The sequence below is a fragment of the Bordetella muralis genome (assembly GCF_965139205.1).
Taxonomy (GTDB): Bacteria; Pseudomonadota; Gammaproteobacteria; order Burkholderiales; family Burkholderiaceae_B; genus Bordetella_A; species Bordetella_A muralis.
On the sequence record NZ_CBCSIU010000002.1, the window covers coordinates 100434 to 120630 of the forward strand.

The window sequence follows — 20197 nt, forward strand, 5'->3', positions numbered from 1 at the left end:
CGGGGTTCTTTATATCGTCGTTTTCTCGTGACAGTATTTACGCAGCGAGTTGTTGGGGCTGACTCCAGTACGAGTAGGTGCGCAGCACATGCAGCTCTAGCACTGCAGGACCTTGGGCAGCATGCAACGTGGCCGGAATAACCGCCGTGCCCGTTGTCCAGCGCATCGCGACGCCGTGTACGTCCTGCAGGCCTTGCAGGCCGCGCAGGCGATCATCACGCAGGTCGATCTCACGACGTCCAGCAGCATCCTCGATGGTGATGCGAGCCAGTCCAACGCCTACGCGGCGCAAGTCTCGGCGCGCATGCACCGCGGTGTCGCGTACGATGGACGAGCGAGAAAGGATGCGTACGTCACTGGCTTGAACGCCTGCCGGCAACACAAAGCGCTTGACGCCTTCGGCCTGATCGGTGGCCTCGGGACGAATTTCCCGACCGTCGACTTCGATACGCAGGTCTGGATCAGACACGCGTTTCGCTTTTGTCAACGCTTCGGCACGTTTGAGCAAATGCTTGCGGATCGCTTCGGCTTTCGGACCATTGCGCACGATTTCCATGCCTTCGATCTCTTGACGGCCCTCGGGAGGGCCAAAGTCCGCTTGCATTGTCACTACGTTCACGTTCTGGAACATCGAGCGATTGCCGGTATCTACATAGGATTCAGCCGCGGCGCCCTCGGCCAGCAGGATATCGAAGCGATCCAATTCCACGTGGAAATATTCGAACGAACGGCGCGAAAAATCCTGAGTAATGGTCTGGCCGTTCACCAACAGCATCGCGGGGATCAGCTGGCCGTTGAAGTACATATGGTGATAGGGCGAAATGTACAGATCGCGTGTCGGCACATTGGGTGCCAGTGCCCCTGCCGCGATGCGCACGGGGTAGGCACGAATCGCCTGGTCGGCCGGGATACGGCTGGCGTGCATTTTGCGGTATCCCAGCCATTTCACGGTCGCAACACGGCCACTGGCGGTCAAGACGCTGTCGCCAGGCTGCAGATCTTGTACGGGTTTCTGGCCTTCGGGGGTGGCAATCAGTGTGTCGCGCAAATAGCACGCGACGACAAAGGTGCCGTTCTGCATTTGGTAATCCAATCCGGGGGTATAACCCTGGGGCAGAGCGAACTTGACCTGTACTTGGCCATCCTTGCTCAGTTGTAGAAAACTGCCCGCGGGCGTGGAGACGAACTCATAGCCGTCGGGCACGCTGAATGTCCCGTCGCCATTGTCGATCTCCAGAAGGATCTTGTCGCCCACCTGCAAATTGGTAATAGCAGGATTCATCGAGTTATCCAGCGCCGAGGGGATGACGAATTTGAGTACAGACTCGCTCAGATCACCCGGGTTGCCCTCACCACCGGTGCCTTGGAAGTGGAACGTGGTGGAGTTCAGCGCCGACGTCTGGCCGGCCTGGACGATGTAGGTCATCGACGACTGGTGGTCAATCTCGTACTTGATGGTCTGGTTATCTTTGAGCGTGACGCCGGTGATCGTGAGATCCGCCCCCTGTTCGGAGGCAACGACGTTGGGCGCAGAGCTGTCGCTGCCGGTGGCGTCAACCACGAGGTCGATATCCAGAGATTCGACGGTGAGCTGGGAGCCGCTTATCACCTTCAGGTCGACGGTGTCGCCGTTCTGAACATTTTCCGGGTTGCTCGGAGAGAGGGTCTTTGTCTCGTCGGACAACGTGATGCTGTGGGTAGTCATAACCAAGGGTTCCAATTAATGATAGGCACTGAAATAGGCGTAAAGCGTCCCCTTGAGCGGCGCTAGCCGTTCAATCGTTAAAGGACGAAAAGGAGACGTGATCGCGGGACAGCAGTCGATCGGGCGGGTCAGTGGGGCGATAGCATTGGTCTTTCTCCCATATGGAAAGCTTTGCTCAAGGACGGAATGGCCCCCATGGCTCGCCCGTAGGCATGTCGTGCCGGTCAAATGGGAGCTTTATGGCACACGATGCATCGATAATACCGAATTAATGGACTTGTTTTAATATTTAATGAAATAAAAAGACATTATTCGATATTGGTCCGATTTTCATGTGAGTGTCAGCATGGTGTAAGTTTGTCCCGAGCGATTTCCTACCAGGCCAACGTACGCTGTCGATGAACGCTGTTTATAGCTAAAAGTAATTTATCAATTATGAAAATATAGTTTGAGTTCATATAACGAATTGTTAGATTAGGAGCTACTTACCCTACGCCTGCGTTGCACGAGCCTGTCTATGAATCTGACCTTCGATCACGTCCACAAGAACTTCGGCGCTTTGCATGTCGTCGACGGCTTTTCCAGCGAGTTCAGAACGGGCGAGTTGGTGGCGTTGGTCGGCCCCTCAGGCTGCGGCAAATCCACGCTGTTGCACATGGCTGCAGGACTGGAATCCCCGACCCAAGGCCAAGTCTTGGCCGACGGCAAAGCCATCGCCGGGCCGCATCCCAGCCGCACGCTGGTATTTCAAGAGCACGCCTTATATCCGTGGCTGACGCTGCGCGACAATGTGTCGTTGGCGCTCGAGTTTCAAAACATCCCGAAAGCCGAGGCGCGTGACAAGGCCGTGGCCTGGTTGGCGCGCGTCGGGTTGGCGGGATTCGAAAACTACTATCCGCAACAGGTCTCCGGCGGCATGCGCCAGCGTGCCGCATTGGCTCGCGCGTTCATTGCGCAGCCTCAAACCATGCTGATGGACGAGCCCTTTGGCGCGCTGGATGCCTTGACGCGGCTGAGTCTGCAAGACGTTTTGCGGCAGTTGATCAAACAGGAAAAACCCACGGTCCTGCTGGTGACCCACGATGTGGATGAGGCGTTGTTCCTGGCCGACCGTATTGTGGTGTTCAGCCCGCGCCCGGCGCGCGTGCTGCGCGAATTCAATCTGACGCAGCGGCGCAAGACCCATGACCTGTCGGACCTGGCTGCAGAAAAACGCGAAATCCTGAGCCTGCTGGGCATCCAGGTCGCCGAAAGCGCCGACGACAACGGGGGCGATATCGCGTTGGCAGCCTGATGTCATACGTCTGTTCAGACGTGACGTGTCATTCGAATTTATCAATACCTATACCCCAATCCGGGAGCACAAATGAGATTGAAGCAATGGTTGTCCTTGCCGCTGGTCGCGGCGTTGGTGGCGGCGGCTCCGGCGCTGGCCGCTGAGAAATTGCGTGTGGGCTATCTACGTGTGATGGACGACGCGCAGGCCATCGTTGCCCAAGAAGGAGAGTTCTACAAAAAGGCGGGTCTGGACACCGAACTGATCGAGTTCAAATCAGGCACTGACCTGATCAAAGCCATTGTGGGCGGCCAGGCCGATATCGGCGTATTGGGCTTTACCAACGCGGTGGCTTGGGCGTCAAAGGGAGCAGACCTGAAGGTCGTCGGTGGCGCACAGCAGGGCTATCATTCGCTTGTCGTCCGCGATGATGCGGGCATCGACAAGATCGCGGACCTCAAAGGTAAAACGCTGGCCTCGCAAAAAGAGGGCAGTACGGCCGACGTGGTGTTGAAAGGCGTCGTGTTGAAAGAGGGTAATCTGCAACCCACGGATGTCGACATCATGGGCGTGAGCCCTGCTGTAGCCGTGCAATCGTTGGTAGGCAAGCGCGTGGACGCTGCCTTCTTGTTCGAGCCCTATGATCGCATTGCGCAACTGGTTGCTCCGGTCAAACAGATCTACGAAGTGGGCGAATCGTGGCCGTTCCCGTGCATGGTCGTGATTACCTCGGGGGATGTACTCGAAAAACGCAAAGATGATGTCTGGAAAGCATTGGATGCACAGAAAGCGGCGATCGATCTGCTGAAAGACCATCCGGAGCAAGCCTCCAAGCTGATTGCGTCATACTTCATCGCCGAGCCCACCTTGAAAACGCTGAAACAAGGCGAGCTGCCGCGCGAAACCGTCATCACCGACGCGATCAAGACACAGGTCTTTACTGCCAAGCTGACCGACAAGGACGCAGCCCGCATGCAGGAGATTGCGGATATTCTGCAAGCTCAGGGGTCGCTGAAGACGCGTGACGGCAAGCCGTACGACGTGTCCAGCATCATCGATCTATCCTGGCAAGAGGCTCGCAAGCTTTGACCTCATCGACTCGTGTAACGGGACTGCGCAAGCACCTCGCGGGGGTGCTTGGCGTAGTCTTCATTTTGTTCTTGTGGCAGGCAGCTGCGTGGGCGCTGCCAGACTTTCTGATGCCGGGCGTGCCGGCCGTCGTTGAGCGCTTGTTCAATGAGCTGGGCGAGTCGTCTTTTCATCAGAGTCTGGTGGGCACGCTGGGACGCCTGGGGGCAGGCTATGGGCTGGCCTTGCTGGCCGGGGTGGGTTTTGGCTTGATCGCGGCGGTGCTGTATTTTTTTCGCGAAGTCCTGCGCAGCGCCATCGTCATTTTGCAGTCGATTCCGTCTATTGCCTGGGTGCCGTTGTTCCTGATCGTGATGGGTTTTGGCAGTGCGCCGATTATCATTGTCGTGGCGCTGGCGGCGTTTTTCCCGGCGGCGCTCAGCGTGATGAACGCGACAGAATCCGTGCAGCGTGTCCACGTGTCGGCTGCGCGTGTGATGGGGGCCACCCCGTGGGGCCTGATCAAGCGCGTGTATCTGCCTGCGGTCATGCCTGAATTGATTACCGGCGCGCAGCTCGCATTCGGTAATGCCTGGCGCGCCCTGATTTCGGCGGAAATGCTGATTGGTTTCGGCAAAGGCCTGGGGCGTTCGCTGGCCTATTCGGGCGAGATCGCCGATATGACGGGCGTGATGGCCAATATCCTGGTTATTGCGATCCTCGCTGCACTGATTGATCAATTCGTACTCGAAAACCTCAAACATCGCTTGTTGCGTTATCAGTACGTATAAAGGGAGAGGGCGGGCAGTGGCCCGCTCGCATCTGGGCTCATGAAGGCATGGAGTGTTCTTTCTCGCGCAGGCCGTTGTGCGCAGGTGGCTGCGCTATGGGGGCCGATGATTGCCTGTTTATGGGTGCCGATGATCGCCTCCGCTCAGACTGCCAGTGCGGCTTCATCGCAGTCGGAGGATGCTTTTTCCAGGGCACGCGTGCGAGGTAGCTTGGTCGTGGGCGTGCCTTATCTGGCGCCCGAGCCTGCCGCTGGCGCGAAGGTTCGTACCCCCGAGCGTCTGGACACGGTGATGGCCGATCGTCTGGGTCAGCAGCTGGGGCTGCCCGTAAAAGTCGTACAAGTCGATCCCGCGCGGCGGTTATCGGCGTTGGCCGATGGCGAGGTGGACGTGCTGATTGCTGATCGCGTAGCCGATCCGGGCGCGGCAAAGCGTTCCGGGGACCTTCAAGCGGCTGCGAGTAGTGCGATGTCGAGCACACAGTCGGCCGAGTCAAGCCTGAATCCCGCGACATCAGACGGTGCGGGCTCGACCGCTATCTCCACAGGCTATGCTGCCCGGCCAAAGGCCATCATCCGCAGCGATACCAAGCTGCGCCACTGGCCAGACGTCAAAGGGCTGACCGTTTGTATGGCTAGCGCCGCTTTCCAAGCCCAGGCGCTAGCAACCCAGTGGGGAGCGACGGTGCGGCCATACCGTGTGCCGTCAGATGCCTTGGTCGCGGTGCGAGAGGGGGGCTGCGACGTCGGGCTCATTGATGACCTTGCGTGGGCTCCGCTCATGAAATTTCCCGAATGGAAGAAATTTTCTTCTACGCTGAACGAAGCGGGCCCGCGTGTTGAGCGCGTCTGGTTAGTAGCCGCGAATGATCGCGCCACAACAGCCTGGCTGACCGATGCTATGCAGCAATGGCGCCGTGAAGGTGTCGTCCGGGGCATGGTCGACAAATGGGCGCGCGACGTCGCATTCGATGTCTATCTGGATCAAGAGGTCCCAGACTGCCACGGTTGAAAAGCGGCGCGGTGGAAGAGGGTGGCGGCAGCGTTGTCATGGGCCTTGTTGGTGTCCGCAACGAATGAACGGACGATCATGAGCAGATCGCACGAGTATTTCGTGGGTTAAGCCGCATCCTCCAACGGCACACACGGCTCCCGATCATGCTCGTCTACAATTGCGGCCCATGAGCGATACCTTAAGCGCGCCTTGCGCCCACGAAGAGGACATCAAAAAAAGCCGTTTCGCGGCCTACGCTGCTCCCGTGACCAGCGTCAGCGAAGCGATGGATTTTTTTGCAGAGCATAGCGATCCGGCAGCCACTCACAACTGCTGGGCCTATCGCATTGGTCAGGCCTACCGATTCAACGACGACGGAGAGCCGAGCGGCACTGCTGGCCGGCCTATTTTGCAGGCCATCGAAGGTCAGGATCTCGACCGTGTCGCGGTTCTGGTCGTGCGCTGGTTCGGCGGTATCAAACTCGGCGCGGGCGGTCTGGTGCGTGCCTACAGCGGCTGCGCAGCGCAGTGTTTGCGCTTGGGGCTGCGAACGCCGATCATCGCAACCAGTACGGTCACCTGCCGGTGCAATTACGCAGAGTTGCCGTTGATGAAGGCGCGTATCAGCCAAGCGGGTGCAACGATCGACGCGGAACAATTCGATGGCGACGGCGCAATGCTGACGCTGATCGTGCCTTGCGCTGTCTTGGATGAGTTGGCACGCACCGTCGGGGATATCACTCGCGGCCAATCCCAATGGCAAGTGGCATGACGATGGTGCGGGGCGCTGTCGCTGTTGCGATGCGCAGCGATTGATTCGCTGCGCATGGGGGCATCAGAAACGATACTTCGCGGTCACATTGCCTCCGGTTTCGTGATAGCCCGCATTGCCTTGATTGTGGAACAGCTCGACGTTGAGCGACACGTGGCGGTTCATGTCGCCCTGTACGCCCAGTTTGACTTGGCCGATATTGCGTCCGCTGTTCATGGCTGCATCGACGTTGTCCATTTTCACGCCATAACCTTTGTTTGCATGCAGCCAATTGGTTTCGATATGCGGTGTGATGACGGAGGTCAGGCCAATCGTAATGTGTGCGGCAGCGCGTACCCCTAGCGCCGTTTGCACACGTGAGCCGTTCATGAAATCGACATTGGTGCCATCGGCCTGGCGGAAGTTCTCGCTGCGCACATTCTGGTACATGACCTGTGCATGGGGTTGCAGCACATACTTCACGTTATTGCGGTCGGCCAGTGGGATGTTGTAGCCCAGCTCCAGCGATGCGGTCATGCCCTTGGAGTCGTATTTTTCAGCCGGCAGGTCGCCACCTTTGACGCGATTGTCGAACTGGTTCCACAACAGCGAGCTATCGGCGTAGAAACCGTGCTGGGTAGCGACGTCCTTGTGATAAGTGCCGTACAGGCCGACACTGTAGCCATTGACTTTGCCCTTGGTGGAATAGTCAAAGCCGTTCGCTTGGGTATGACCGCTGTAGTGGCCATAGCCGCCCATGATGCCGATCGTGAATTGATCGCGAGCATTGGTCGATTGCACCAGCATGTCGACACCCATCATGACAGTGCTTTTGTCGCCGGCGGTACGCAGTTCACCCGTGGTGTCTTTCAGGTGGCCGCGCGAGCCGCTGTAGCGGATCCATGCGCTGCCTTGATGGGCGCTGGATTCACCCTGGTAATAGCTGCCTAGACGATCGTTCAGATTCATCTGGAACATCGTATTGGCTGCCCAGGCGTTGCTCATGTACGAGCCTGCCGCCGGGCGGATGGTGGCGCTGCGAGTGGATAACGATTCTTCCAGCCAGCTGACAAGTTTTTGCAGTTCATCCCAGTACTGAGCTTGTTCGGAGTCTGACGTCTCTGTCTTTTGATTGCTGTCGTCCGATGTATCGAGAATTTTGCTATCCGTGCTGGGTTTGCCTGTTTCCTGGTCGTCTTCGCCTGGCGTGACGCGGGATTCATTGGTGGGGTTCGCTGGGTTGGGGCTTTGAATAGCCGATCGTGGCTCGCCGCCATCCTCGTTCGTCGACCCGGGCGTGTCTGTCTCCGACGCCGTGTCGTCGTCCTCTTTGACCTTGTCTGTATCGAGACCATCATTTTTTACCGCGTCCTGCCCGGACTGCTGTGTTTCTTCCTTTGCACTCCATAGCTTATTCAACATCCCAGACTGATAAAGCCCTGCCCCAGCCAAATAAGCGGCGCCAGCAGCCGTGGTGACACTTCCCGGAGTAATAACTGCGCCAACGTTATAATCACCCGGCCTGCGGGGAGCCTGGGCGGGAGCCGCATCATTATGGCGAGCGTATTGGATGTAACGGGTTACGAAATACGTGGTAACGGCAGCGGTAATAGTGCCGATAGCGGTACCCATCTTGCCAGAGGTAAAATAATTCAAATAGGAATCGGATGAACCACGGTTCTGATCCTGTTTTATAGCTTGATGTTGATGGGAGCGATTGGTGTCTGCTACTGCAGTCGGCACCAGCGATGCAAGGGCTAAACCGAGTACGGTCGCCGAGAAGGTTTTAGCGCTGCGGTTTTTCGTCAAGTTCGACGACACGACACGATCATGCTTGCGGCGGATAGATGAGGGTGTAGAAAGTTTGTTCATGTACTTGTCTCCTTTACTGTCAAAAGAGATAAGTACTACCCACATACGCTGGCAAGGTTTTACCGCTGAGATTCTCCCGTAAATCGGACACAAAGCACTGCCGCGATCAGATTTTCGTTCATTCTGACGCGCATAAAAAATGCCTGCATTATAGGGATGTAGACCGGGAATGGCGGCAGGTGCTTGACGATGGTGCGGATTGCTATATGCAGCGGTTGATTCGCTGCGCATGGCGGCATCAGAAACGATACTTCGCGGTCACATTGCCTCCGGTTTCGTGATAGCCCGCATTGCCTTGATTGTGGAACAGCTCGACGTTGAGCGACACGTGGCGGTTCATGTCGCCCTGTACGCCCAGTTTGACTTGGCCGATATTGCGCCCGCTGTTCATGGCTGCATCGACGTTGTCCATTTTCACGCCATAACCTTTGTTTGCATGCAGCCAATTGGCTTCGATGTGCGGTGTGATGACGGAGGTCAGGCCAGTCGTAATGTGTGCGGCAGCGCGTACGCCTAGGGCCGTTTGCACATGTGAGCCGTTCATGAAATCGACATTGGTGCCATCGACCTGACGGAAGTTCTCGCTGCGCACATTCTGGTACATGACCTGTGCGTGGGGTTGCAGCACATACTTCACGTTATTGCGGTCGGCCAGCGGGATGTTGTAGCCCAGCTCCAGCGACGCGGTCATGCCCTTGGCGTCGTATTTTTCAGCCGGCAGGTCGCCACCTTTGACGCGATTGTCGAACTGGTTCCACAACAGCGAGCTATCGGCGTAGAAACCGTGCTGGGTAGCGACGTCCTTTTGGTAGGTGCCGTACAGACCGACACTGTAGCCATTGACTTTGCCCTTGGTGGAATAGTCAAAGCCGTTCGCTTGGGTATGACCGCTGTAGTGGCCATAGCCGCCCATGATGCCGATCGTGAATTGATCGCGAGCATTGGTCGATTGCACCAGCATGTCGACACCCATCATGACGGTGCTTTTGTCGCCGGCGGTACGCAGTTCACCCGTGGTGTCTTTCAGGTGGCCGCGCGAGCCGCTGTAGCGGATCCATGCGCTGCCTTGATGGGGGCTGGTTTCACCCTGGTAATAGCTGCCTAGACGATCGTTCAGATTCATCTGGAACATCGTATTGGCCGCCCAGGCGTTGCTCATGTACGAGCCTGCCGCCGGGCGGATGGCGGTGTTGCCGACGGAGGGCTGTGCTTTCAGTATGGCGACAGGCGCTTGTACTTCCCCAATGGACTGGACCTGCTCGGCGTCCGGCGTCTCGGTATTCAGATCGCCTTTCTGCTCAGGCTCTGGCGTCTCGGTATCCCGATCGCGTTCATCCGGTGTGGCGGGGTTCTGATTAACTGTGTCTGGCGTGACGTTGGTCCGATTGGCTGAGTTCAGGATGCTGGTGTCCTGATTGTCGGAGTTTGGTTCGCCGGCATTCTGCTCCCCCGAGCCCGTCGGACCGGATGGGTTACCCGGCTCCGCGTGGCTCTGAGACGTCTTATCGTCGACCTCTTGCACGTTATTCACCGACACCACGGCGTCGGTGCCAGAATGTTGAACAGCCGTTTCGTCGACGTTTTTCTCTATCTTTGGCGTTGAGGTTTCCCGAGGTTCACGGGACTCTGCTGGTGATGTTGCTTCACTCGAGCTCCATAGATATTCTTTTGCTTTCGCCAATCCGTGATATGCAGACTGTGTGGCGCTCACCAAGGCGCCGTATGTCGAATCTTTTGCCTGTACCAACGTGTCATACGCGGAACTCTTTGCGTTGCCCAACATGTCGTACGCGGAGGCTTTTGCGTTGTCTAACATGTCATGCGCAGAATGTGCTGCGTCCTCTAACACGTCCAGTGTTGCGGTCCTTGCTTCTGATTGCGTTGCTAAGCAATAAACTCCAACAGCGATCAGAGCGGCCGTGATGGCCATCCCTTTATGATCGTAGAGCGCACCGCCAACCCATTGCGCACTGTCAACGACAGTGCGTATTACGCCACCCCCATTAGGGGCAGCATTGGCCGCTTGCGGATGCAGTCCCGGTGCGACGGCAACGGGGCGAGGGGGAGCGAGTGGAAGGAATTCGTTGACACCGTCGAGGCCTGGCACATTGAGATTGACGCCACCGGCAGGTCGGGCATAGCCCCCTTGGGGTAGCGGATTGTGGACGGGGGCACTGGCTCCTTGGAGGGGAGGAACGTTACCAGTAACGTCAGCGGCATCGGCTGAAACCGTTAGCGATGCGAGTGCCAAGCTCAATATAGTTGCCGAGCGCGTTTTGCCCCTGCACGTCCTCGCCCAACTGGACGAGATAAGACGTTCACTGTCGTGACGGTGCGGTGCACGAACTAAACTGTTGTCCATGTCACGTACTTCCTTCTTAAAGGCAAGTAGGTAACATCCAACGTTGTCGATCGTTCTGTTCTTGCCGCGAACCTTCGTGAAATCGGACCCAGCGATGTGCTGACACAGTCGCGGTAACTGCGTCAGCGGTGAGGCTCCTTACGGCTGCTTATCGTCTCCCGCATCTTGGGCGGCAGCGATATCCTGATGCACTTTCTCCATATCCAGGCCCTTGACCTTTTCCAGCAGTTCGCCCAGTTGTCCAGCCGATAACGCGCCGGGTTGAGAGAACAGCAGGACCTGTTCGCGAAATACCATCAGGGTCGGGATGGAACGGATGCCCAACGCGCCGGCGAGCTCTTGTTCGACGTCCGTGTTGACCTTGGCGAAAGTCACATCCGGATGTTGTTCTGCAGCTTGTTCGAATACCGGCGCAAAGCCGCGGCAAGGGCCACACCAAGGAGCCCAAAAATCGACAATCACAGTATTGTCGGGCGTGATCGACTCTTGGAAAGAGGCTTGTGTGAGTTCGATGAGATTGCTCATAGGGTGCTCCGATTGACCTTGCTTTCAGTGTGCACAAACAAGGTTGTGTGTAGGAAGTCCACGTTCTTCAGAGCGTGGGGCGGCCAGCTTGGTATGGTTGCCTGGACTTGTTCAGGAGGCGTCGCCTTGGCTTTTCAATGACGCCAAAATTTCATAGGAACGCAGGCGGTCTTCGTGACGATAGAAGTCCGAAACGATCATGACTTCGTCGGCCTCTGTGCGCGCGATCAATGATTCGAGACCTTGCTTGACGGTTTCCGGGCCGCCTACGATAGAGGCCGCCAGTTTTTGATGCACCGCTTGCTGTTCCCATTCGTTCCACAGCCCGTCCATGCTTTCAACGGGCGGCTGCAATTGCAGGCGGTTGCCGCGGATCAGGGACAGGAACTTCATTTGTTGCGTAGTGGACAACATGCGCGCCTGTTCGTCGGTGTCGGCGGCGATGACCGGCACGCCGATCATGGCGTAGGGGCGCTCCAGCGTCGCAGACGGTTTGAACAAGTGCCGATACAAGCGCATCGCCGCCATGCCCTCTGGCGAAAAGTGTCCTGCGAACGAAAACGGCAGGCCCAGCTCGGCTGCCAGACGTGCGCTGAAATCACTGGAGCCCAATAACCAGATCGGAATATCCAGTCCTGCGCCGGGGATCGCACGGACCGCCTGATTCGGCACGGCAGGCGCAAGGAACGCGCGCAATTCTGCCAACAGCTCAGGAAAATCAAAACCGCTGCGGGGACCGCGACGCAACGCCTGCTGCGTCGCGCCGTCGCTGCCGGGCGCACGGCCCAGGCCCAGATCGATACGTCCAGGGAACAGGCTTTCGAGCGTGCCGAACTGCTCGGCAATGATCAGCGGCGCGTGATTGGGCAGCATGATGCCGCCCGATCCCACGCGCAGCGTTTTGGTATGAGCCGCGACCTGGCCAATGATCACTGAGGTCGCGCTGCTGGCTACACCGGTAATGTTGTGATGTTCCGCCAGCCAGAATCGCTGGTATCCCCAACGTTCGACATGCTGCGCCAGATCGACCGTATTGCGGAACGCGCCCGCGGCGTCGCCGCCTTGCACAATAGGGGCAAGGTCAAGCACGGAAAAGGGCACGCGGGCCAACTGGGACATGGGGAATTCTCCGGAAATAGTAGGGCGGAATGCGGCGGCAACGCCCTGCATTCCTCTAATACTTGGGGAGTGTATCGGTGAAATCAAGCTGGGACCCGATCAACCTTGTGGTTGATCGGGTTGATAGCGAGCGTCAATGACGCCAATACGCAAGACCCGTGCCCGGCACATACCGAGGTTGGCGAGGATGCGATTTCCTCGCGTCGCCTACCCGGGAAAGAAGGCGTAGCGGATCACAAACAATGCGGCGACCAACCAGGTCGCGGCATGGATCGTGCGGAAATGACCGGTGAAGGTTTTCAACACGACATAGCTGATGAAACCAAACGCCAGGCCATTGGCGATCGAGTACGTGAAAGGCATGACCAGCGTGGTCAATGCAGCAGGCGTGGCCTCGGAGATATCGTTCCAGTCGATGTCGATCAATTCGCGCATCATCAGGCCGGCGACATAGAGCAGGGCAGGCGCTGTCGCGTAGGCCGGCACGGACCCGGCCAATGGGGAAATGAACAACGCGGCCAGAAACAGCAGCGCGACCACCAGCGCAGTCAGTCCTGTGCGGCCGCCGGCCTGGACGCCTGAGGCGCTCTCGACATAGGCGGTCGTGCTGCTGGTGCCCAGCATCGAGCCCGCCACAATGGCGGTGCTATCGGCGAACAAGGCCCGGCCCAGGCGGTTGGGGCGGTCCTCGGGGACGAGCCCGGCACGCTTGGCAACACCCATCAGGGTGCCGGTGGCGTCAAAGACCTCGACCAGCACAAAAACCAGGATCACATGCACAAAACCGGTATGCAAGGCACCGAGTATGTCGAGCTGCATGAACGTCGGCGCGAGGCTGGGCGGCGTCGAGACTATGCCATGGAATTCGTTGTGGCCCGTGGCCATCGATAGCAGCGTGACGACCAGGATCCCGATCAGAATGGCGCCGCGCACGCGCAATGCGTCCAGGACCGCAATGACGAAAAAGCCAAGGATCGCAAAGAGAGGACCGGCTTCGCGCAGGTCTCCCAGCGTCACCATGGTGGCCGGATGCGGCACCACGATTTTGGCCGACGACAGGGCAATAATGGCCAAAAACAACCCGATGCCGGCTGCGATGGCGCTACGCAGCGAGTGGGGGATGCCTTTGATCAGCCAGGCCCGCACGCCTGTCATGGTGAGCACCAGGAAAATCACGCCAGAGATAAAGACCGCGCCCAGCGCCTGTTCCCAGGTGTAGCCCATAGTCTTGACGACCGTGAAGGCAAAAAAGGCGTTCAGGCCCATGCCCGGCGCCATGCCGATGGGCCAGTTGGCCACCAGCGCCATGATCAATGAGCCCAGCGCTGCAGCCAGGCAGGTTGCGACGAATACGGCGTCGCGGTCCATGCCGGTGGAGGACAGAATATTCGGGTTGACGAAAATGATGTACGACATGGTCAAAAATGTCGTCAAACCCGCAACGATTTCGGTACGCGCATTCGTACCGTGTTCGCGCAATTGGAATAGCTTCTCCAGCATGGCAAGTTCCCGGGTTGGTTTTTATAGGGTTATCAAGCCGCCATTTTCGCACCAGATGTAAACTCGCGGCCATGATCATTCTAGGTTTTGAAAGCTCGTGTGACGAGACCGGCGTCGCGGCCGTCTGCACAGAGCGCGGCTTGCTCGCGCATGCCCTGCATTCTCAGATCGCCATGCACCAGGAATACGGCGGCGTGGTGCCAGAGCTCGCCTCGCGCGACCATATCCGGCGTGCGGTGCCACTGGCCCGCCAGGTGCTGGAGGAGGCCGGGTTGACGTTGAAAGACGTGGAGGCGGTGGCCTATACCGCGGGGCCGGGCCTGGCCGGGGCGTTGCTGGTCGGCGCCAGTGTCGCCCAGGCATTTGCGTGGTCGCGCGGCTTGCCGGCTATTCCGATTCATCATCTCGAGGGGCATCTGCTGTCGCCCTTGCTGGATACGCCACGGCCTAAATTCCCTTTTGTGGCGCTGTTGGTGTCGGGCGGGCATACCCAACTGATGCGTGTCGATGGGGTGGGGCGCTATACGCTGTTGGGCGAGACGCTGGATGACGCGGCCGGCGAGGCGTTCGATAAATCGGCCAAATTGCTGGGCCTGGGCTATCCGGGCGGGCCGGCGCTGTCCCGTATGGCCGCCAATGGCGACGTGCAGCGTTTCACGTTGCCGCGGCCGATGTTGCATAGCGGCGACCTGGATTTCAGTTTCAGCGGCCTGAAAACCGCGGTATTGACGCGTGTCAAAGAAGCGGAGCGTGCCGGGGTGTCGCTGGATGAGCAGACGCGTGCCGATCTGGCTGCAGCCACGCAGGCGGCGATTGTCGATGTGCTGGTGGCCAAGGCAGTCAAGGCGCTGCGGCAGACCGGCCTGAAACGGCTGGTCGTGGCGGGCGGTGTTGGCGCCAATCAATTGTTGCGTGCCCAGTTGGCCGAGGCGATGCGCCCCTTGCGTGCGCAAGCCTATTTTCCGCCGTTGGCTTTGTGTACCGACAACGGCGCGATGATCGCCTTTGCGGCCTCCGAACGGGTCAAGGCAGGCCTGGTGACGTTAAAACCTGGCGAGCATGCCTTTACGGTGCGTCCGCGCTGGGATCTGGCCGATATTTGCGTGGATACGCCTGCCTGAATTGGCGCGGGTGCATCGATATCATGCGGCTTGCAGGCGGATGATTGCCTGTCAGGCCGTTGCATCGACGTGATGCAACGCGGACGGCCAATCCCCAGGGATGGCCATCGATATCGACGTCTGCGCTATTTCTTTTTCGAGCCGATACGGCTTTCTTTGCCCGCCAGCAGGCGGCCGATATTGGCGCGGTGGCGATAGAACAGCAGCAGGCTGATCACTGCCAGGGCAATGCCCACGGGGCCTTGGGCATACCAGGCCACGCCTGAGCCGAACAGGTAATACACCGGGGCAAAAAACGCAGCGACCAGGGCCGCCAGAGAAGAATATCGTGTAAATACGGCAATGATCACCCAGGTGGCGGCAGTAGCCAGTGCCAGGCCCGGGTGAATGGCGAGCAAGATACCCAATGCGGTCGCGACGCCTTTGCCGCCCTTGAATCCCAGGAAAACGGGATACAAATGCCCGAGAAAGACGGCCAGCGCGATTAGCGCGTAGATCGTCCAGGGCAGCCCCGGCGCCAGGGTCTGCGCCAGCCACAGGGCGAACCAGCCCTTGGCGGCATCGCCCAGCAGGGTCAGCGCCGCTGCCGCCTTATTGCCGGTACGCAGCACATTGGTGGCGCCGGGATTCTTGGAGCCGTAGCTGCGAGGATCCTGCAAGCCCATGAGTTTGCTGACGACCACGGCGAACGGAATCGAACCGATCAGATAAGCCAGCGCGATCAACCCGGCACTGAAGAAGAACGAGGGGGCAGTGTGCACCATGAGAAAGTGTCCGTTACAGAAAGGTCGTGGCTGCGGATTCTACCGCGCGTGACGCATGGCTGTGTGTGGGGGTTATCCATAGAGCTATTTGTCAGTCACCTTCCGGCGGTACAATCGACCCCGTTTCATTTTGTTGATTTTGTGGATGCTCAATGCGAATACTGGTTTCGAACGACGATGGCTATAGCGCCCCTGGGCTCGAAGCGCTGGTTCAGGCGCTGCAAGGGCTGGGCGAGATTACTGTCGTTGCTCCTGAAACCAATCACAGCGGCGCGTCGAATTCCCTGACCCTGAACAGGCCTTTGACGGTGCGCACCGCGGCCAATGGCTTTGTGTGCGTCAACGGCACGCCTTCCGATTGCGTGCACGTGGCGCTCACGGGCTTGATGGACGAACGGCCGGATCTGGTCGTCTCCGGCATCAACAACGGCGCCAATATGGGCGATGACACGCTCTATTCGGGTACCGTCGCGGCCGCTGCCGAGGGGTATCTGTTCGGTATTCCGGCGATCGCGTTTTCCTTGGTCGAAAAAGGCTGGGAACATATCGAATCGGCTGCGCGGGCTGCACGCTCGGTGGTCGAACGTCAGCTTGCGCAGCCGCTGGCTTCGCCGGTCTTGCTCAACGTCAATATTCCGTGCCGTCCTTTCGAGCAGATGGGCGGGTTGCAAGTCACTCGCCTCGGCAAGCGCCATCCTTCCCAGCCGGTTGTGCGTACGACTACGCCTTATGGCGATACGGTCTACTGGATCGGGCCGGTGGGCGTGGCGGCGGATGCTTCGCCAGGCACCGATTTTCATGCTATTTCCGAGGGCAGGGTATCTCTGACGCCGCTGCGCCTGGACTTGACCCAACACAGCCAACTGGACGAGCTCCGGGGCTGGGCGGAGCCGCTATGCGCAAGCCTGTGAGCCCACCCATTCCGCCGGGCCGCAGCAAAGCCACCCCGGGTTACGGCAGCACGGGGCTGGCCCCAGGCTATACCGCCACCAACAGCAATACGCGGATTTCGCCGGCCACGCTGGCCAAACCCGCCGCGATCGGCAACCCCGCAGCTCAGGTCAGTAACCTGGGCCTGAATTCCGACCGCTTGCGCCAGGCCATGGTCCAGCGCCTGCGTAGCCAGGGAGTGACCGATGAGCGCGTACTGAGTGCGATGGCGGCGGTGCCTCGCCATGTATTTGTGGACGAGGCCCTGGCCAGCCGTGCGTACGAGGATGCGGCATTGCCGATCGGGCATTCGCAGACCATTTCCCAACCGTGGGTAGTGGCGCGGATGATCTCGGCCGCCTGCGAGGATCGCACTCCCACGCGCGTGCTCGAGGTGGGCGCTGGTTGCGGCTATCAGGCGGCGGTGCTGGCGCAGTTCGTGCGTGAGGTGCATGCCATCGAACGCATCCGCGGGCTGTTCGAGCTGGCGCGCAGCAATCTGCGCGCGCTGCGTCTGGCCACGCGCGTGCGCCTCGTGCATGGCGACGGCATGGTAGGCTTGCCCGGCGTAGCGCCGTTCGATGCTATCGTTGTGGCTGCGGCCGGTCTGGCCATTCCGCAAGCGCTGCTGATGCAATTGGCGCCAGGCGGACGTCTGATCGCCCCCGAGGGGACGTCCAACCAGCGATTGGTATTGGTTGAACGCACCGGGACTTCCACATGGAAGCGCACCGAATTAGAAGCAGTACGTTTCGTCCCGTTGCGGGCCGGAATACAATCTTGAGCAACAGGAGAATTACATGCTCAACGGGCAGTTGCCACTGACCGCTCTTTATTTTCCTCAGGTGTCGTTTGCACGCCTGACGCGGCCCGCCATGTGGGCGGCCGGCGCGCTGGGTTTGAGCCTGATATACGGCTGCTCAAGCACGACGTCGCGAGCGCCCGTGGTCGATCTATCCAATCAACCCGCAGGCAGCAGCATGGCATCCGGCGGCAGTTACGTCGTCAAGCCGGGCGATACGCTCTACCAGATCGCCCGCAGCAATGGCGTGAGCGTAGACAGCCTCAGGCAGTGGAACAATCTCACCGATGCCAATCAGTTGAGCGTGGGCCAGGTCCTCAAGCTTTCTGCTGGCGGCAGCGCGGGCAGTACGGTGGCCAGCGCGCCGCCGCCGGCTTCGTCAGGCGCGACGGCAACGCCGGTGCCGCTGGGAGAACCGGGCAGTTCGACCTCGCCCGGGACGACGACTTCGACCACGACGCCGCCTGCATCCAGCGCGCCGCCGCCAGCGACGAGTACGACGCCTCCCGCCGCGAGCGAAGCACCGCCGGCGCCGGTTGCGACACCCAAGCGCGCGGCCGATGCGAACTTGATCAGTTGGGGCTGGCCTGCCAGCGGCGCGGTCACGCAAACGTTCACTACCGCATCCAAAGGGATCGATATCGGTGGTTCGCTCGGCGCTCCTGTAGTGGCGGCCGCCGATGGCAAGGTCATGTACAGCGGCAATGGTGTGCGTGGGCTGGGCAATCTGATCATCATCAATCACGAGAACGGGTTTATCACCGCCTACGCGCATAACCAGACTTTGTTGGTCAAGACTGGCCAGGCGGTCAAGCGTGGCTCGAAAATCGCCGAGATCGGCCAAAGCGACACGACCTCGCCACGCCTGCATTTCGAGATCCGTCGCCAGGGGACACCGGTAGATCCTTTGCAGTACCTGCCGGCACGATGACCCCGACGCTTGTCTTTGACCTGGAAACGCTGCCCGACATCGACGGGCTGCGCAAGCTGAACGGCTGGGGGACTGACGTCTCCGATGCCGAGGTCGCCGAGCGCGCCTTTGCGGCGCGCCGCGAGGCCGTGGGGCACGATTTTCTGCCGCTGCATCTACAGCGCATCGCCGTCATCGGCTGTGTGTTTCGCGACGATCAGGGCTTTCGTGTCAAGACGCTGGGTCAGCCCGACGATCCGGAGGCCGTTCTGATCAGTGGTTTCTTTAAAACCATCGAGCGCTATACGCCACGGCTGGTCAGCTGGAACGGCTCGGGTTTTGACCTGCCTGTACTGCATTACCGCAGCTTGATTCACGGCGTCGCCGCGCCACGCTATTGGGATACTGGCGACGAGGATCGCGAGTTCAAATTCAATAACTACATCAGCCGCTATCACAACCGTCATATCGACCTGATGGATTTGCTGGCCAAGTACAACGGGCGCGCCAATGCGCCTTTGGACGAGTTGGCCAAGCTGTGCGGTTTTCCGGGCAAGCTCGGCATGGATGGCGGGCAGGTTTGGCCTGCGTGGCAGGCTGGCCGCGCGGATGAGGTTCGTGCCTATTGCGAAACCGACGTGGTCAATACCTGGCTGGTGTATTGCCGGTTCCGGTTTTTGCGGGGCGAGTTGGACGCCGCGTCTTACCAAGCCGAGATCGATCTCGTACGCGATACGCTGGCGGCCAGCAATGCGCCGCATTGGCAGGAATATCTGGCGGCCTGGGACGCTACAGTCTGAGCCTCGGCAATCGACTGAAATATTCTCGGCCGATCCGAAATCCACCCGTAACGGGTCTGCACTGACAATGGTCTCGCGTTCTACTTTTTCAGGAGACCACTATGTCCCGATACGCGATCCGTTCTTCCCTGGCTGCCTTGGGTTTCATCGTTGCCGCTGCTGGCTTGTCCGGTCCCGCGTTGGCCGCGTCCGATGCCGCACCGCCTGCCGCTTCTGCGAAACAGCATGACGGCATGCACGGCGATCATCGTGGCGGCCATTTCAAGCATGGCGATCGTCGCGGTGGTCCCGAGCTGCGCGATAGTTTTTGGGTGCCGGGCGTAGGCCCGTTGTCCAAGGAACAAGTCGCTACGCTCAAGCTCGACGCCAAGCAACAAGCCGCGTTTGACTCGGCCAAGCAGGCACAGGGCGATTTTTTCAAATCGATGCGCGAGAACCGTGGCAAGCGCCATGAGTTGCTGCAGACTCAAATCCAGAGTGGCAAGCTCGATCCTCATGCCCTGACCGCCAACGAAGATGCGCAACGCGCAGAATTCCGCAAACAGTCCGAGCAAGTCCGCGGTAAATGGCTGGCGGTCTGGGATAGCCTGAATGGCACTCAGCAGCAGCAAGTGACCGACCTGGTCAAAGCGCGCCAAGCCAAGATGGAGGCACATCGCGCCAAAAAGGCGGAGCGTCTTGCCAAGCGTGAGGCGGCCAGGGGTGAAAAAGCCGGTGGCGATGTGCCGCCGCCAGTGCCGGCTGACGTGCCGCCGCCCCCTATGACCAACTGATCATTGGTCGATGCAGGACACATGGATAGCGATTGCGTCGTCATCCGTTGCAAAGACAGTAAAGCAGTAGGGTAGTAAAGCCGCCATCGGTGGCATCCAAAGCCACGACGAGTCAACACTGATTCGTCGTGGCTT

Annotated in this window: 18 protein-coding genes; 11 read left to right on the forward strand and 7 right to left on the reverse strand. The window is 59.3% G+C overall.

Annotation, left to right across the window (positions count from 1 at the left end; translation table 11 throughout):
- Nucleotides 1-37: 37 nt before the first annotated feature.
- Nucleotides 38-1705: a Hint domain-containing protein gene (locus ACNA0I_RS04820; RefSeq protein WP_415804927.1), complete on the reverse strand. Its 1668-nt coding sequence runs from the start codon at nt 1703-1705 to the stop codon at nt 38-40.
- A 517-nt stretch (nt 1706-2222) separates the two neighbouring features.
- On the opposite strand from ACNA0I_RS04820, the gene ACNA0I_RS04825 reads away from it, so the two are divergent.
- The 5 genes from ACNA0I_RS04825 to ACNA0I_RS04845 all read left to right on the forward strand — a co-directional run bounded on the left by ACNA0I_RS04825 (nt 2223) and on the right by ACNA0I_RS04845 (nt 6605).
- Nucleotides 2223-2999 carry an ABC transporter ATP-binding protein gene (locus ACNA0I_RS04825; RefSeq protein ID WP_415804928.1) on the forward strand — a complete coding sequence of 259 codons (777 nt, stop codon included), beginning with the start codon at nt 2223-2225 and terminating at the stop codon, nt 2997-2999.
- Between the two features lie 72 nt (nt 3000-3071).
- Entirely contained in the window at nt 3072-4070 is a 999-nt protein-coding gene (locus tag ACNA0I_RS04830) for an ABC transporter substrate-binding protein (protein ID WP_415804929.1), read from the forward strand.
- Nucleotides 4067-4840: an ABC transporter permease gene (locus ACNA0I_RS04835; protein WP_415804930.1), complete on the forward strand. Its 774-nt coding sequence runs from the start codon at nt 4067-4069 to the stop codon at nt 4838-4840. The genes ACNA0I_RS04830 and ACNA0I_RS04835 overlap by 4 nt, the downstream gene beginning before the upstream one ends.
- A gap of 129 nt (nt 4841-4969) precedes the next feature.
- Complete coding sequence (locus tag ACNA0I_RS04840; RefSeq protein ID WP_415805270.1) at nt 4970-5851, forward strand: transporter substrate-binding domain-containing protein; 882 nt, start codon at nt 4970-4972, stop codon at nt 5849-5851.
- A 169-nt stretch (nt 5852-6020) separates the two neighbouring features.
- Nucleotides 6021-6605, forward strand: a complete 585-nt coding sequence (locus tag ACNA0I_RS04845) for an IMPACT family protein (RefSeq protein WP_415804931.1) — start codon at nt 6021-6023, stop codon at nt 6603-6605.
- A gap of 63 nt (nt 6606-6668) precedes the next feature.
- Here the strand turns inward: ACNA0I_RS04845 and ACNA0I_RS04850 are convergent, their stop codons facing one another.
- From ACNA0I_RS04850 to ACNA0I_RS04870, 5 genes are all read right to left on the reverse strand, one after another.
- A complete protein-coding gene (locus tag ACNA0I_RS04850) occupies nt 6669-8687 on the reverse strand; it encodes an autotransporter family protein (RefSeq protein WP_415804932.1) in 2019 nt (672 codons plus the stop codon).
- A gap of 7 nt (nt 8688-8694) precedes the next feature.
- Complete coding sequence (locus ACNA0I_RS04855; RefSeq protein ID WP_415804933.1) at nt 8695-10272, reverse strand: autotransporter outer membrane beta-barrel domain-containing protein; 1578 nt, start codon at nt 10270-10272, stop codon at nt 8695-8697.
- Between the two features lie 684 nt (nt 10273-10956).
- A complete protein-coding gene (trxA, locus tag ACNA0I_RS04860; protein ID WP_415804934.1) occupies nt 10957-11343 on the reverse strand; it encodes a thioredoxin in 387 nt (128 codons plus the stop codon).
- A 111-nt stretch (nt 11344-11454) separates the two neighbouring features.
- Complete coding sequence (locus tag ACNA0I_RS04865; protein ID WP_415804935.1) at nt 11455-12462, reverse strand: LLM class flavin-dependent oxidoreductase; 1008 nt, start codon at nt 12460-12462, stop codon at nt 11455-11457.
- 207 nt (nt 12463-12669) lie between these two features.
- Nucleotides 12670-13962, reverse strand: a complete 1293-nt coding sequence (locus ACNA0I_RS04870; RefSeq protein WP_415804936.1) for an NCS2 family permease — start codon at nt 13960-13962, stop codon at nt 12670-12672.
- Nucleotides 13963-14033: 71 nt separating this feature from the next.
- Between ACNA0I_RS04870 and tsaD the strand changes: the two genes are divergently transcribed.
- Nucleotides 14034-15083, forward strand: a complete 1050-nt coding sequence (gene tsaD / locus ACNA0I_RS04875) for a tRNA (adenosine(37)-N6)-threonylcarbamoyltransferase complex transferase subunit TsaD (RefSeq protein ID WP_415804937.1) — start codon at nt 14034-14036, stop codon at nt 15081-15083.
- Between the two features lie 125 nt (nt 15084-15208).
- On the opposite strand, the gene plsY is transcribed toward tsaD, so the two are convergent.
- Nucleotides 15209-15847, reverse strand: coding sequence for a glycerol-3-phosphate 1-O-acyltransferase PlsY (gene plsY / locus ACNA0I_RS04880; RefSeq protein WP_415804938.1), 639 nt, complete (start codon nt 15845-15847; stop codon nt 15209-15211).
- A gap of 152 nt (nt 15848-15999) precedes the next feature.
- Between plsY and surE the strand changes: the two genes are divergently transcribed.
- The 5 genes from surE (at nt 16000) to ACNA0I_RS04905 (ending at nt 20062) form a co-directional block, all read left to right on the forward strand.
- Nucleotides 16000-16758 carry a 5'/3'-nucleotidase SurE gene (surE, locus tag ACNA0I_RS04885; protein ID WP_415804939.1) on the forward strand — a complete coding sequence of 253 codons (759 nt, stop codon included), beginning with the start codon at nt 16000-16002 and terminating at the stop codon, nt 16756-16758.
- Nucleotides 16743-17561: a protein-L-isoaspartate(D-aspartate) O-methyltransferase gene (locus ACNA0I_RS04890; RefSeq protein ID WP_415804940.1), complete on the forward strand. Its 819-nt coding sequence runs from the start codon at nt 16743-16745 to the stop codon at nt 17559-17561. The genes surE and ACNA0I_RS04890 overlap by 16 nt, the downstream gene beginning before the upstream one ends.
- Nucleotides 17562-17577: 16 nt before the next feature.
- Nucleotides 17578-18510: a peptidoglycan DD-metalloendopeptidase family protein gene (locus ACNA0I_RS04895; protein ID WP_415804941.1), complete on the forward strand. Its 933-nt coding sequence runs from the start codon at nt 17578-17580 to the stop codon at nt 18508-18510.
- Nucleotides 18507-19289, forward strand: a complete 783-nt coding sequence (locus ACNA0I_RS04900) for a 3'-5' exonuclease (protein WP_415804942.1) — start codon at nt 18507-18509, stop codon at nt 19287-19289. The genes ACNA0I_RS04895 and ACNA0I_RS04900 overlap by 4 nt, the downstream gene beginning before the upstream one ends.
- A 101-nt stretch (nt 19290-19390) precedes the next feature.
- A complete protein-coding gene (locus ACNA0I_RS04905; protein ID WP_415804943.1) occupies nt 19391-20062 on the forward strand; it encodes a hypothetical protein in 672 nt (223 codons plus the stop codon).
- Nucleotides 20063-20197: the final 135 nt, after the last annotated feature.